The 14,898-nt window shown below is 55.0% G+C and carries 11 protein-coding genes; 8 read left to right on the forward strand and 3 right to left on the reverse strand.

Features of this window, described 5'->3' with window-relative positions:
• The first annotated feature begins 77 nt into the window (after window positions 1-77).
• The 5 genes from MKX51_RS07145 (at window position 78) to MKX51_RS07165 (ending at window position 7,133) form a co-directional block, all read left to right on the forward strand.
• The gene (locus MKX51_RS07145; RefSeq protein ID WP_340942723.1) at window positions 78-959 is read left to right on the forward strand and encodes a carbohydrate ABC transporter permease; all 882 of its coding nucleotides are present in this window, start codon (window positions 78-80) and stop codon (window positions 957-959) included.
• 4 nt (window positions 960-963) lie between these two features.
• Window positions 964-1,797: a carbohydrate ABC transporter permease gene (locus MKX51_RS07150; RefSeq protein ID WP_340991793.1), complete on the forward strand. Its 834-nt coding sequence runs from the start codon at window positions 964-966 to the stop codon at window positions 1,795-1,797.
• 67 nt (window positions 1,798-1,864) lie between these two features.
• The gene (locus tag MKX51_RS07155; protein WP_340991795.1) at window positions 1,865-2,890 is read left to right on the forward strand and encodes a glycoside hydrolase family 130 protein; all 1,026 of its coding nucleotides are present in this window, start codon (window positions 1,865-1,867) and stop codon (window positions 2,888-2,890) included.
• Window positions 2,891-3,011: 121 nt separating this feature from the next.
• The gene (locus MKX51_RS07160) at window positions 3,012-5,081 is read left to right on the forward strand and encodes a methyl-accepting chemotaxis protein (protein WP_340991797.1); all 2,070 of its coding nucleotides are present in this window, start codon (window positions 3,012-3,014) and stop codon (window positions 5,079-5,081) included.
• Window positions 5,082-5,315: 234 nt separating this feature from the next.
• Complete coding sequence (locus MKX51_RS07165) at window positions 5,316-7,133, forward strand: peptidoglycan D,D-transpeptidase FtsI family protein (RefSeq protein ID WP_340991799.1); 1,818 nt, start codon at window positions 5,316-5,318, stop codon at window positions 7,131-7,133.
• Here MKX51_RS07165 and MKX51_RS07170 read toward each other — a convergent pair.
• Complete coding sequence (locus MKX51_RS07170; protein WP_340991801.1) at window positions 7,082-8,323, reverse strand: AI-2E family transporter; 1,242 nt, start codon at window positions 8,321-8,323, stop codon at window positions 7,082-7,084. The two genes, MKX51_RS07165 and MKX51_RS07170, sit on opposite strands and share 52 nt — an antisense overlap.
• A 223-nt stretch (window positions 8,324-8,546) precedes the next feature.
• Between MKX51_RS07170 and MKX51_RS07175 the strand changes: the two genes are divergently transcribed.
• Window positions 8,547-9,917 (forward strand): polysaccharide deacetylase family protein, encoded by a 1,371-nt coding sequence (locus tag MKX51_RS07175; protein WP_340991803.1) that lies wholly within the window; start codon window positions 8,547-8,549, stop codon window positions 9,915-9,917.
• 185 nt (window positions 9,918-10,102) lie between these two features.
• Here the strand turns inward: MKX51_RS07175 and ilvD are convergent, their stop codons facing one another.
• On the reverse strand, window positions 10,103-11,788 hold the full coding sequence (ilvD, locus tag MKX51_RS07180; protein ID WP_340991805.1) for a dihydroxy-acid dehydratase: 1,686 nt from the start codon (window positions 11,786-11,788) through the stop codon (window positions 10,103-10,105).
• A gap of 259 nt (window positions 11,789-12,047) precedes the next feature.
• Window positions 12,048-13,088, reverse strand: coding sequence for an acyltransferase family protein (locus MKX51_RS07185; protein WP_340991807.1), 1,041 nt, complete (start codon window positions 13,086-13,088; stop codon window positions 12,048-12,050).
• A 213-nt stretch (window positions 13,089-13,301) separates the two neighbouring features.
• On the opposite strand from MKX51_RS07185, the gene MKX51_RS07190 reads away from it, so the two are divergent.
• Window positions 13,302-14,051 carry an alpha/beta hydrolase gene (locus MKX51_RS07190; protein ID WP_340991809.1) on the forward strand — a complete coding sequence of 250 codons (750 nt, stop codon included), beginning with the start codon at window positions 13,302-13,304 and terminating at the stop codon, window positions 14,049-14,051.
• 46 nt (window positions 14,052-14,097) lie between these two features.
• Entirely contained in the window at window positions 14,098-14,868 is a 771-nt protein-coding gene (locus tag MKX51_RS07195) for an HAD family hydrolase (protein ID WP_340991811.1), read from the forward strand.
• Window positions 14,869-14,898: the final 30 nt, after the last annotated feature.

A 14,898-nucleotide genomic window follows, 5' to 3' on the forward strand; every position in this document is an offset into this window, starting at 1 on the left:
GTAACGGCATAATCCCCTTCACTTTTGCAGGGATGGAAGCCGACTTAAGAGCAGTAAGTTTTCTGGAGGTGTGGAGAGTGCCCAAATTGTCTAACATGAGCTATAAAAATCAACGGATTTTGATCATCTTTTTATTTTCGCTAGTACCTGTAGTACTGCTGCTGACGTTCTCCTATTTACCTGTGCTCAAAATGTTTCAGTACAGCTTCACCAGCTGGAACGGGCTAAGCAAAAATATGGAGTATATCGGCTTCGACAACTACAAGACGATCTTTACCAAGCCGGAGTACTTCGCCGTATTCAAGGTCAGCTTGTATTACTTTTTTGCCACCTTTGTCCAGATGGGGCTGGCGCTTTATTTTGCCACGATTCTGAGCTTCAATGTCCGGATGAAGAACTGGTTCAAGGGGATTCTGTTCTTTCCGACCTTGCTGAACGGTGTGGCGATCGGGTTCATCTTCCTGTTCTTCTTCAAGCCGGAAGGCACTCTTAATACCATTCTTGATCTGCTTGGCCTCGGGGCGCTGCAACAGAAATGGCTGCTGAATCCGCAGCTCATTAACATCTCTCTCGCTTTTGCCTCGGTATGGAGGTATATGGGGATGAACTTTATTATCTTCCTGGGCGCAATCTCCTCGATCGGCAGCGATATCTATGAAGCCTCGGAGATAGACGGCGCTAACCGCTGGCATCAGTTCCGGCATATTATCATCCCAAGCATCAAGCGTATCCTCCAGCTCAATCTGATCCTCGCGGTCAGCGGGGCGATCGGGGTGTTTGAAATTCCGTACGTTATGACCGGCGGCTCCAACGGCAGCGGCACTTTTGTCATCCAGACCGTCGATGTGGCCTTCAAATACAGTAAGCTGGGGCTGGCTTCGGCAATGGCTGTGGTCCTGCTGGGCATCGTTGTTCTGGTTACCATTCTGCAGCGCATTCTGATCAAGGAGGAGAAATAGAGCGATGCATACCTTGAAATACAACGTGGCGGCCTTCTTCAAATATCTCTCCCTGGTGCTGGGTGCGCTGATGGCGCTGATCCCGATTGTCGTTGTCTTCTTCGCCTCCTTGAAGACCAATGCTGAGTACGCTTCAACCGGTCCGCTGACCCTGCCGGAGAACTGGCTGAATTTCGCCAACTACACCAAAGCCTTCGTAGACGGGAACATGCTGCTCGGCTTCATGAACACGATTATTATTGTGTTGATCTCCATCGCCGGCGCCACACTTACCGGTTCGATGATGGCTTATATTCTGGCCCGGTTCAAATTCAGAGGCAGCAAGGCGCTGATGGGGGCTTTTCTGCTGGCTACGCTGATTCCCGGAGTAACTACCCAAGTAGCAACTTTTCAGATTATCAATGCTCTGGATTTGTTCAATACCCGCTGGGCGCCGATTCTGATGTATCTGGGGACCGATATTATCGCTGTCTATATCTTCATGCAGTTCCTGGACTCGATCTCTGAATCGCTGGATGAATCCGCAATGCTGGATGGTGCCTCCTACTGGACGATCTACTGGAGAATCATTCTTCCGCTGCTGAGTCCGGCCATTGTGACGGTGATCATCGTGAAGGGTGTTAATATCTACAATGACTTCTACACCCCGTTTCTGTATATGCCCAAAAGCAGCCTGCAGGTCGTATCTACCGCACTGTTCAAATTCAAAGGACCCTACGGCTCCCAGTGGGAGGTTATCTGCGCCGCGATTATGATCGCCATCATTCCGACGCTGATTGCGTTCGTCGCGCTACAAAAATACATTTATAACGGCTTCGCCCAAGGGTCGGTCAAATAAAACGGCAAGCCGGGGAGCAACACACCACCGCAGCGGCTGCTGCAACTATCATTGGAGGGATTCTATTATGAGAGAAGTAAAGCTGACTGGCAGCCACAGCCTGCCGAATATACCATGGCAGGACAGACCTGCCGGGAATGATAATCCGGTCTGGAGACATAGCGATAACCCGGTGATCAAGCGCAATCCGGCGAAGGGGGTCGCCCGTATCTTCAACAGCGCCGTGATTGCTTATGAAGGCAGCTTCCTGGGAGTCTTCCGCGTGGAAGATCACACGACCCGCCCCCATCTGCGGATGGGCCGCAGCGTGAACGGCCTGGATTGGGTCATTGATGAGCAGCCGATCCAATTCACAGACGAGATAGGTAACCCTTACATGCCTCGTTACGCGTACGATCCCCGTCTGGTGAAGGTGGAGGATACGTATTACATCATCTGGTGCACAGACTTCTATGGAGCAGCCATCGGTGTAGCGAAGACACAGGATTTCAAGCATTTCATCAGCCTGGAGAATCCGTTCCTGCCGTTCAACCGCAACGGCGTGCTGTTCCCGAAGAAAATAGGCGGCAATTTCGTCATGCTCTCCCGTCCAAGCGATAGCGGACATACGCCGTTCGGTGATGTCTTCCTGAGCGAGAGCCCTGACTTCGTATACTGGGGCAAACACCGTCATGTCATGACCAAGGGCGGACAAGGCTGGTGGCAGAGCACCAAGATCGGCGGCGGACCTGCGCCCATTGAGACCTCGGAAGGCTGGCTGATGTTCTATCACGGGGTTACAGGGACCTGCAATGGTCTCGTCTACAGCATGGGCGCTGTGATTCTGGATGCGGATGAGCCTTCGAGAGTGAAATACCGCTCCCGGAACTTCGTGCTGACCCCTGAAGAGTGGTATGAAGAAAGAGGGTTTGTCAACAACGTGCTCTTCCCTTGTGCTGCGCTGAACGATGCGGATACCGGCCGGATTGCCATCTATTACGGGGCTGCGGATACCTATGTTGGTGTTGCCTACACTACTGTCCAAGAGATTGTTAACTACGTAATCGATACTCATGAAGAGGTTGGCGATGATGCCGGTCCTGGTAAGATCTAGACCTGTCCGCCATCCGACGCAATTTGCTGCATCCAACAAAATCACAGCCACCAAGGAGCTGATGGTATATCATGAATAGGATCATGAATATCAAGAATACATAGAATCTGGCGGTGGTTTTTTGAGCAGTTCAACAGTTCGCAGTAGCTCTATTCTTTCTCGGCTGCATCCCTCCAAGTCGCTGGGGATGCGGCTCTTTCTGGTTTTTTTCATCGCGACCATGGGTATTGTGCTGTCTCTGGGGTATATTTCCTACGCTGTGGCGAGACACACGATTGAGAACAATGCATTGTCCGCTAATCAGCAGACCGTGGAGCAGACGGCAGAGAAGCTGGATGTGAGCCTGCTGCGCTATGAAGATAATCTGGGTCAGCTGTTCTACAATGAGGATATTCAGCAGGCTATTGCCTTGGAAGGTCTTGCTGCCGCAGATTCAGCGAAGCGCACGGAGCTGTCCGAGACGATTAACGGGGAGCTCGATCAATGGCTCTCGGCTGTGCCTGGGGTGCAGGCAGTGTATCTGGTTCCGCTGGATGAAGCGTTGCCCGCTGCCGGAGCCGGTGAAGTGGACAATGATTTCCTGGCGGCTATCCGTGATGCAGCATGGTACAAGCAGCTGCGGGAGAAGCCGCAGAGCCAGTGGATTACTGAAGCGTTGAAGCAGGGAGAGGCCGCAGGAGTAGTGCGTTTCGCTAAGTCTGTGGCGGCGGAAGCGGGTCAAACCGGTTATCTGGCGGTCTGCGATATTAAGACTACAGAGCTTGACAGCCAGCTGAAAATGGTTGATCTGGGCCAGGGTTCCTATATCCAGCTGCTGACGTCCGCAGATGAGCTGATCGCCTCTTCCCAGCAAGAGGAGACGGACACCTATCTGCGTCTGGGCGGCACTCTGTTCAACGGCTTAAGCGACACCTCCGGCTCTCTGCCAACCAAAGATGAGCAGGGCAAATCCATTCTTGCGGTCTACGGCACGCTGCATACCTCCGGCTGGAGGCTGCTCGGTGTGGTGCCTTCCGGCAATCTGACCAAGGACGCGGGACGGATTCTTAACACGACCTACCTGGCGGTGGCCGCCGCTGCCGCGGTTGCCGTGCTGATTGGACTCTGGATGGTACGGATGGTCTCGCGTCCGCTCTCACGGCTGCGGGATCTGATGGTTAAGGGGGCAGACGGGGATCTGCGCGTACGCACTGATGTCGTCACCCGTGATGAGATAGGCCAGCTGTCCGGCTCCTTCAACCTGATGATGGAGCAGATTACAGAGCTGGTCGTCCACACCAATGAGACCGCGCGTGAGGTTACGGAAGCAGCGGAAGCCCTTGGCAATGCCTCGCGGGACACAGCGGTGGCAGCGAAGGATATTGCCGCAGCCACGGAAGAGATTGCCGGCGGTGCCGGCAGCCTCTCACTGGAGGCGGACCGGGGGAATGAGATGACGGCTCAGATCTCGGAGAAGATGGAAGCTGTCATTGCAGTAGCCCATGAGATTGGCGGAACTGCGCATAGTGTGGAGCAAGCGAGTGCAGAGGGGGTAGTCAAGCTGCAGGAGCTGCTGGGCAGAACGCAAGAGACTGGCGACAGGACAGGCAAGCTGGTCCTTAAGGTGAATGAGCTTAAGGATACTGCCTCATCGGTCATTCAGGTGCTGGAGGTCATGCAGAGCATCACCCAGCAGACCAATATCCTGTCGCTGAACGCCACTATTGAAGCGGCGCGGGCAGGCGAAGCGGGCAAGGGCTTCACGGTTGTCGCTGATGAAATCCGCCAGCTGGCGGAGCAGTCCAAGCGTTCCATTGCCGTGGTGGGCGAGATTACGGACCGGATCATGCGGGATATGCATGAGACGGTAGACGCCTTGTCCGAGGTTGCGCCGCTGTTCGGGGAGCAGATGGACTATGTTCAGAACACCAGTGAGATCTTCATTAGTGTGCAGGGGCAGATGCATCAGCTGATCACCAGGCTGGATTCGGTATCTTCTTCGATTGACGGCCTGAACCACTCGCAGCAGGTCTTGTCAGAGACGATAGGCAATGTCAGCTCCTTCGCCGAAGAATCCTCGGCCGCCTCTGAAGAGGTAGCCTCCCTGACCGGAGAACAGGAGAATGTCAGCGAATACCTGGTTACGCTCTCCGGTAAGCTGGAGAATGCTTCCTCCAGACTGCGGGAGCGATTATCCAAGTTCAACGTGTGATCCGTTCATCAGCGCCGCCTTTCCCTAGAGGGAAGGCGGTTTTTTGGCATGTAAGCTAAAAACCGAATACAGTGTGCTGGGCTCCTCCCAAAAGTGCAACATTACCATTACTGCTCCTTAAAAGCGGCCGTAGAGAGAGGCATTAGCATCGTTCACCCGCAGGGTTATTTTGCTTCATGAGGTGGGCATAATATTAGCCATGGTTCTGCAGCCCACTGGATGGAGGAATAGCAATTGCACAAGCTGATTCATAGACGTATCTTTTGGGGATGCCTGATCCTGTGTATGCTGCTGGCGGGCCTGATGATCAGGCTGGCCTGGGTACAGCTGCTGCTGAAGGATAGTGTAGTAAGCGGCACCCGTTACACAGTAGCTCAGATGGCAGAGCTGCAAAGTGAGCGGGAGACGGTGCTGGACAGCGGAAGAGGACGGCTGTATGACAAACACGGAAGGGCGCTGGCTGGAGAGACGGTCTGGACCGCTGCGCTGTTCCCGCCGGAGGAAGAGCTTCACCGGCATCATGGTGCCGGTGAATATAACGATGACCAGCAGCTTCACCGTCTGGCGGAGATTCTTGGCGTCAGCTACAGCCAGCTGCAGGCAAGACGGCTGGGGCTGAAGGAGCCGCTGCTCTGGCCTTCCGGCCAAGGCACGGGGCCGCTGGCCCTGACCCTGCCGCAAGCCAGAGAAGTGGAGACGCTTGCGATCGAAGGTGTCCGGGCGCTCCCTTTTGCCCGCAGATATAACGGGTCTGAATCCGGCCGACAGTGGCTCGGTTATCTGTCTGAAGCTTCAGGCGAAGCTGTCACTCAATCCCCTACAGGGCTGAGAATTCCAAGAACCGGTACAGACGGGCTGGAGAAGACGCTGGAGCCGCTGCTGCAGGGCGTGGGGCACACGGAGGCTGTTGCCCAGGTAGACGCGCGCGGCAAACGGGTTCCGGGAAGCCCGATCACAGTCAAGGCGCCGGGCAACCCCTATTATCCGTTGTCTCTATATACCACAATTGATCTGAAGCTTCAGGAGAGCATTGAGCAGCTGGCGGCGGAAGCCGGGGTGAAGGAAGGGGCGATTGTGGTAATGGACAGCCGGAGCGGTGATATCGCAGCGATGGTCTCCTTGCCGTTCTACAATCCGCAGCAGGTCTCACCGCAAGGTGGAGAATGGAACAACCGTGCTCTTCAAGCGGCCGCCCCGGGCTCCATCTTCAAAATTGTGACGGCCGCTGCCGCACTTGAAGCCGGGCTGACCACACCGGAGGAGCCCTTCTTCTGTGCTGGAGCATATGGGAAATACGGATTGTCCTGTCCCCACGGCAAAGGACACGGCGCCCTTACGCTTAAGCAAGGGTTCGCCGTGTCCTGTAATACTGTATTTGCTACGCTGGCCGAGCGGCTGAGCGGTGTGAAGCTTCAAGCTACCGCCCTTGCCCTTGGACTGGGCCGGAGCATCGGGTGGCAGGCGGAGAATACGCTCGGTTTGCCGTTGCTCCGGCCGCTGGCCGGAGAGCAGCCGGGTACTATCTTCACCACGCTCCTGCCGGATGACGGCGGGGCGAGAGTCCAGACGGCGATCGGCCAGCGCGATGTGCGGATCACTCCGCTGCAGGCGGCGAATCTGGTCGTCACACTGCTGCATGGCGGTGAGGTGAGAGCGCCGCGGATTCTGGAGCGGGTTGCTTTTGCCAATGGACAGACGCTTAAGGAGCTCCCGGGACATCTGGCGCCAGCGCCGGAGGGCCGGATCGCTCCGGCCACTGCCCGTGTGCTGCTGGGCATGATGCGCAGCGTAGTCACAGAGGGCACAGGCCGGATGCTGAAGCCTTCCGCTTGGCCGCTCGCCGGCAAATCAGGCACGGCCCAGACGCTGGTGCATGGCACGCCGCGCAACAATCAATGGTTCATCGGCTATGGTCCGGTTGACCATCCGAAATATGCGGTGTCTGTGGCGATAGAGAATGTGGCTCCAGACAGTCCGCAGGCAGCCACCCGCCTGTTCGGTCAGGTGTTCGAGCTGTTGTCGGGGCTGGAAGGCGGATCAACCGGGGCCTGAGGGCCTGGACCGGCAGGCTGCGCATTAGACTCGGCATTCCCGGCTGGACTGCCGCTTACGGGACCGCCTGCCGTAGAGGTCCCCGAGGCCGCGAAGGGCGAGACGACGAACTCCTCCTGCGGCAGATAGATCCACTGCTGGAGATATCCCTGCTGGAGCAGCTCCTTGAGCAGAATCAGCAGAATCGGCGACAGAATGAGTCCTGCTATCCCGAACAGGGAGGAGGACAGAATCACGAAGGAGAGCATCAGGAAGGCGGAGGAGACACCGATCGAATTCCCTGTGATTTTGGGCTCCAGCAGCTGTCTAACCACCATTACCACCGCCAGCAGAACGATGAGCCCGATAGCCAGTGACGTATTGCCGACAATGAACAGATAGATGATCCAAGGGATCAGCACCGCAGGTACCCCGAGCAGCGGAAGCAGATCGACCACGGCGCAGACCAGCGCGATGGTGAGTACATTGCCCGTCCGAAGAATCAGCAGGCCAGCAAGAATAATGACGAAGGTGATGCTGATCAGGATCATCTGTGCTTTGATATAAGAACCGATAGCCTTGAACACATTTCCCTGCAGGAAGGCATAGGCGGTCTTGAACGTCTTCGGCAGCTTCTCATGGGCAATTCGGCGCCAGTCCTTAATCTCCATGCTGAGGAAAAAGGCGAGAATGATCGCAATCCCGAAATTAGCCATAAAGGAAGAGAAAGAGCCAAGCACTCCGACCATATATTTGAAGAAGGCGACCATCCACTTCGAGAGAATATTGGTGGCATCTGTGAAATAACCGTTCAGCTTATCCGTCACATCGGATGGAAGCGAATCGATTTTGAGCTGAAGATAGGTCGTAGTCTGTGCGAAATGCTGCTGGACCACGTATGTATATTTGGGCAGATTATTCTGGAGGTGAATCGCCTGGGTCGTAATCAGCAGTCCGGCACCGAAGAGGACGCCCAGCAGGATGACCAGGAAGAGCACCACGGAGATCGCGGAGGCGAAGGGCTTGGCCATTCCCTTGCGGTTCAGGAAGCGGGCGAGCGGCTCAATCAGCAGAAATACAAAGAAGGACAGGAACACCGGCGCAGCCAGCTGGTACAATTTACTGAAGCCGAGCATCACTAAATATACGGTCAGAACAAGCAGCCCAATGTCGAAAAAGGTGCGCCAATATTTTTTGTACAGCGGCAGCATAGATTTAAACGACCCCTTTGTGAAGATGAATTTGTAACCTGCACTTCAACTCATTGTACACGATTTTAATAAAAAACGTCTATTTCTTTGGCAGCTGTGTTAAACTAGGAGGTGATGTTTTTTAAAGCTGTCGCTTCTACTTACTCTACTTGGCCGTATCACATCTATCTCTTAACAGACGTAAGGCGAGCCAAAGTCAACTCTGGAAAAGCGGTGATTGTACATGCAGACTTTGCTGCTCTGGCTATTTTATATCTCTACCTTTTATGCTTTTATTCCCGGTATGATCAGCCGTTTATTTGGTTATCGTGTCTTCCGCAAAGGAATCGGGCGTACGGATTACGGCCTGACCTTTGATGACGGGCCAGACCCGCATTATACACCGCTGCTGCTGGATCTGCTTAAACGCTACGATGCGAAGGCGACCTTTTTTGTCGTTGGCTCGCACGCGGAGCAGCACCCCGAGATCATCAAGCGAATGCATGACGAAGGGCATTTGATCGGAATTCATAATTATGTGCACAAGACGAACTGGCTGATGCGTCCCGCCACGGTGAGGAAGCAGATCGACCGGACAGACGAGATCATCTTCTCCATTACCGGCGAGCGCAGCACTTATTACCGTCCTCCTTGGGGAATCGTGAACCTGTTCGACTTCTCCAAACGCCGTCAGGTGCAGATTGTGCTGTGGTCGGCGATGTTCGGCGACTGGAAGGAGAAGCTTGGAGCGGAGAAGCTGACCGAGAAGCTCATTGCGAAGCTCGGCCCGGGTGAGGTGCTGCTGCTGCATGACTGCGGGAAGACGATCGGCGCTGATCCGAATGCACCGGAGCATATGCTGATTGCGCTGGAGCGGATGCTGGCCGAGGCCGAGCGGCGCGGACTGCACAGCGTCCGGATTGACGAGATGATCAAGGCGGTGCAGCGCTCCCCGATCACGCATCTGTCCTTCGGCAAGCGGCTGCTTGTCGGATTGTGGCTGGCGTGGGAGAAGCTGTTCCAGCTAATGTTCCAGCTCAAGACGATAACGCCAGCAGATCCGTTCCTTCATTACCGTCTGCGCAAGTATCAGGGGAATACAGTGCTGATGGACAACGGCGAGACCTTGAGCAAAGGCGACAAGGTCATTGAGCTGCATATCGACAACAGGCAGCTGTTCGAGCTGGGGATTCATTCCCGTTCTCCGGCCCAGCTGGCGATCCGCATGATCCGCCGGATGGAGAAGGATCTGCCGCTGCTCGCAGTGCAGATTGCCGGTGAACTCGAGCTGGCCGAAGCGAAGGCGCTCTACGGCGTGAGTATGATCAACCGCGGGCCGGAGAAATTCGGCTTCATGGTGGTGGATCTGCCCAGCGGCATGTTCGCCCGCTCGACCAAATTCTACCTTAGTGTTCTGCTGAGCGTCATCCACCCCTCGGGCGGGGCAAGGCTCAAGGTACGCAGCGAGGTACTGGTGCCCAAGATGATGCTGATGCCGGTGTCTCAGCTGCTGAACCAGATGAACCAGCGGCGTCCGCATAAGCATGTGGAGCGGGTACACGAAGAGGAACTGACGCTTGAAGCTGAGCTGCCCGGAGCAACGGTAGTTCATTGAAGAGGAAGCCTAAGCAGTTTAATGCACTTATATTGATTATAATCTCCGCTGGCCTATCTGGGCTGGCGGTTTTTTTGTGCGCCTCAAAGCTGCAATTCCATGCAACAAAAAGAGCAGCTCCGGCCGCATTCGCGGTTGGAACTGCTCTTCATCATTACATTTGCTTAAGGCTGCGGCTCTGACGATTAGATCTTCAGCACGCCGCCCTTGCTTGCATTGGTAACCAGCTTGGAGTAACGGGCCAGATAACCGGTCTTCACCTTCGGCTCGAATTCTTTCCAGCCCTGGCGGCGGACAGCCAGTACTTCTTCTTCCACCAGCAGCTCAATCTTGCGGTTAATCAGATCCAGTTCGATGATGTCGCCATCCTCTACAAAAGCAATCGGTCCGCCCTCGGCCGCTTCCGGCGAGATATGGCCGATGCTGATGCCGCGGGACGCTCCGGAGAAGCGGCCATCGGTGATCAGGCCGACCTTGGCGCCAAGACCCATACCGACGATCTGTGAAGTCGGTGCCAGCATTTCCGGCATCCCCGGTCCGCCCTTCGGACCTTCATACCGGATAACTACGACATGGCCTTCTTTGACCTTGCCGTTCGCAATCCCTTCCAGCGCCTGTTCCTGGGAGTCGAAGCAGATGGCAGGCCCTTTGTGGTAGCCGCCAACGGAAGCATCTACGGCACCCACCTTGATGATGGAGCCTTCGGGAGCCAGGTTGCCGTAGAGTACAGCCAATCCGCCAACTTGGGAATAGGGGTTGTCGATGGTATGGATAACAGATGTATCCTGGATCTCATGGCCGGTTACATTCTCGGCCAGTGTCTTGCCGGTAACCGTCATGCAATCGCCGAAGATTGCGCCCGGCTTCTTCAGTAATTCGTTCAGCACGGCGCTTACGCCGCCCGCCCGGTCCACATCTTCGATGAAGATATCGGAGGCCGGAGCCAGCTTGGCCAGATAAGGAACGCGGTTGGCTACTTCATTAATCCGTTCCAGCGGATAATCGATTTCGGCTTCCTGAGCCAGTGCCAGGGTATGCAGTACGGTGTTGGTCGAGCCGCCCATCGCCATATCCAGTGCGAAGGCATTGTCCAGCGATTCCTGGGTTACGATATCACGCGGCTTCAGGTCCAGCTTAATCAGCTCCATAAGCTGGGTTGCTGATTTGCGGACGAAGTCTCTGCGTTCTTCGGCTACGGCCAGGATGGTGCCGTTGCCCGGAAGCGCAAGGCCCATAGCTTCGGCCAGACAGTTCATGGAGTTGGCAGTGAACATGCCGGAGCATGAACCGCAGGTAGGACAGCCGAATTGTTCGAGTTCAAGCAGCTCAGCGTCATTGATTTTACCGACCTGATGCGCACCAACGCCTTCGAAGACGGAGGTCAGGGAGAGCTTCTTGCCTTTGCTGTCTACGCCGGCCTTCATCGGCCCGCCGCTGACGAAGATCGTCGGGATGTTGACGCGCAGTGCGCCCATCATCATGCCCGGGGTGATTTTATCACAGTTGGGAATGCACACCATGCCGTCGAACCAGTGCGCGGATACTACCGTTTCCAGAGAGTCGGCAATGATCTCGCGGCTTGGCAGCGAATAACGCATACCGATATGACCCATGGCAATTCCGTCATCTACGCCGATCGTATTGAATTCAAACGGAACCCCGCCGGCTTCACGGATGGCTTCCTTCACGATCTTGCCGAATTCCTGCAGATGCACATGACCCGGTACAATATCGATATAGGAATTGCAGACCGCGATGAACGGTTTGCCGAAATCCTCTTCTTTAACGCCTGCTGCCCGCAGAAGGCTGCGGTGAGGAGCGCGGTCGAAGCCTTTTTTGATCATATCTGATCGCATTTTCTTGTTTGCCATGATGACTTTTCCCCCTAACAGTATTGGTGAAGCGAATATAGTGCCGCATTAACGCAATGCAATCCCGAAATATACGTACTCTGCGGTGATTGGTTACGAACGTTAATAGAGAGTCTATCACAAAAAAGCTCTTTTTTCTACCGGACAATGTGAAGTTTGTCGGCGGGTTACGCATGTAAAGTCTGGGCTAATATACAGAAAGAAGCCTATTCCGTAAAGGATAGACTTCAGTAAATTGATATAGCGTGGCAGCTTCATTCTATAGAGAGCGCCGGATGGCGGCACGCTGCAGGGAGATCATCCACTCTACGGACGGCTCCACAAGCGGATTCAGCAGACGTCTGACCGCAGGCTGGGCGAGCAGCACCGTGCATCCTACTGCACCGGCGAGCAGCAATGCTGCTCCGGCAGAATTACTGATATAGGTATACAATCCGGAAATCACCGCCGTGCGGACCACAAAGCCATGCAGCAGAAAAACATAGAGAGTCCGGCGTCCCAGGCCGGTCATGCGGCTTAACCCGTAAGGCACCAGACCCAAAAATGCCAGGGAAGCGATGAATTGCAGGCCATAGACTGCGAGCCGGAACAGACCCGCGTACCATTCATGGGCGCCAAGCTGCATATAAGTCATACTGCCGTATAGCCAGCCTATGGGGAGATTACCGTCAAGCAGGCTGAGAGCAAGGAGCAGCAGGAGCGAAGCGGCGGCGGCAATGCTTTTGACATACCGCTGATACAGCTTCACGAATGCCCCGAAGGAGAAATGGTATCCGATCACAAAAAAGGGCAGATACACAAAGGTGCGGCTGATGCTGAACCAGATCCCGTCCAGTTGCAGATAACCTACGGCCACCCCTGCGGTAACAGCGAAGGCCAGCTGGGCGCTGACGGTCCAGCGGCTCATGCCCAGCATCAGCAGGCGCCAGCAGATGTGGCTGGCCAGGAACCAGAGCAGCAGATAGGGAGCGAAGAACGAATGCTGTATATTATTGACATGAAACAGGGAGGCGTCAAGTAGGGAGTAGAGGCTCTGAAAAATAACATATTGAAGGGCAATCTGCAGCAGGACTTTGCGTCCTGGCGCTCCATGTAAGCTTGAACGGGCGAAGTATCCGGTCACCAGCACAAACAGCGGCATATGAAAACTGAAGATCCACTGGTAAAGAGTGTGAAGTCCGCTCATTTCTTGAATCAGGGGTTCGATCGCATTGGCCACAAAGACAGTTACAATTAGCATGAAGCGCAGATTAAGAAAAAATGTCTCTCCGCGCGTGTTAAGCGGGCTTTCCCGGGTCATGACGTAACCTCCAATGAAATTAGGGTTTGCGCAGGGTACGATACTTTAATTTTAAAATACATGATTTCCGGACAATAAATTGTGAAATACATCACAATAGTAAGCGCTATCATTGGAAATGGATAGGGCCAGATGTGGCGAAGTCTTGAAGGTTGTTTGAATTCACCGATTCCCTTATAATTTTCAGTATGCAGGAATCGGGAGTGAACACTAATGAAAAAGAATATAATCAGACGCCGTGTGCTTATTGGAGTGGTATTGGTTCTGTTGACGGCGGGGGTGTTTATATGGAGATATCTGACTCCGTATACACCGGAGGCACGGGCGGAAACGGCTCTGATCTCTGCCGGGGGAGTCTCTGTCGAGCAGAATGACAACTGGATCTCGTTCGACCCTTCAGTGGTGCTCGGCACCTCCATAATTTTTTATCCGGGAGCACTGGTCAAGGCAGAAGCATATGCGCCACTGGCCCGTAAAGTTGCCGCTGCCGGTCACCCCTTCTACATTGCCAGAATGCCGCTTAATCTGGCTGTAATCAAAGGGGATGCCGCCGAAGAGATTATCCGCGTGCATCCGAAGCAGTCCTTCGTCCTGGGCGGACATTCGCTCGGCGGCGTAATGGCTTCACGCTTCGCTGCAGATCATGCCGGCCAGCTGGAAGGCGTTTTTTTTCTGGCCTCGTATCCCGATGAGAAAGGCAGCCTGAAGGACACCACGCTATCCGTCTTGTCTGTGCTGGGGACGCAGGATGAAGTCGTAGACCAGAAGAGCTATAACAAAGGGCGTTCCTATTTACCGGGCAATACCGTATATGTGTCGGTTGACGGCGGTAACCATGCCCAATTTGGCAGTTATGGAGCGCAAAAGGGGGACGGTACCGCTACGATTACCGAAGAAGAACAGCAGACACGGACCGCCCGGGCGATGCTGGACTGGCTGGGGAATCTGCGCCAGAGCAAATAGATACGAATACCTGAAGTAATATAACTTATGCGGAAGGAGCGCTGGAATGCCTGTATTGCACATCAATGAACTCTCTGTTCCCGTAAGCGGCCTCCTGTTCGATAAGGACGGCACGCTGCTTGATCTCCTGGCCACCTGGGGCAGCTGGGCTGAGCTGGTGCTTGAGGGGCTGGGCAGCCAGCTGACTTTAATGGGCAGCAGACCTGTAACGGGAGCAGATTTGGCCCCGGTGCTGGGGACGACGCATGATGCTTCCGGACGAATTACCGGTTATGATCCTGCCGGTCCGCTCTCCATGGCAACGGCTGAGGAATCCACCGGGATTCTGGCCTGGCAGCTCTATACAGCGGGTGTCCCCTGGAATGAAGCGGTGACGCGAGTGAATGCCATCTCCAAGGAGGCCATGAATGAGCTTCGCCGCCGCCGTACGGCTGTGCCCATGCCGGGATTATTGCCGTTCCTGGAGCAGTGTGCTGCCGCCTCCCTGAAGCTTGGCGTTGTGACCTCCGACAATCTGTCCACCACCCGCGAGCATCTGGAATGGCTGGGCATCTCCGGGTACTTCGGGGCGGTGGTTACCCGCGACCGGGTAAAGTACGGCAAGCCTGCACCGGAGATGGCCGAGAAGGCCTGCCGGGAGCTGGAGCTGCGGCCTGAAGAGACGGTTATCATAGGTGACAGCAATGCGGATATGCAGCTGGGCCGGGGGGCGGGGCTGCGTCTTGCGGTCGGGATCTCCCCGGACGGAAATACAGACCATCTGCTGGATGCGGATATTGTGGTAACCGGCTATCCGGCGCTCCGCTTAACGATCTGAATTCATTACGATTTACGTACAGAGAGGACA

Source organism: Paenibacillus sp. FSL M7-0420 (assembly GCF_038002345.1).
In the GTDB taxonomy this organism is placed as follows: Bacteria; Bacillota; Bacilli; order Paenibacillales; family Paenibacillaceae; genus Paenibacillus_AQ.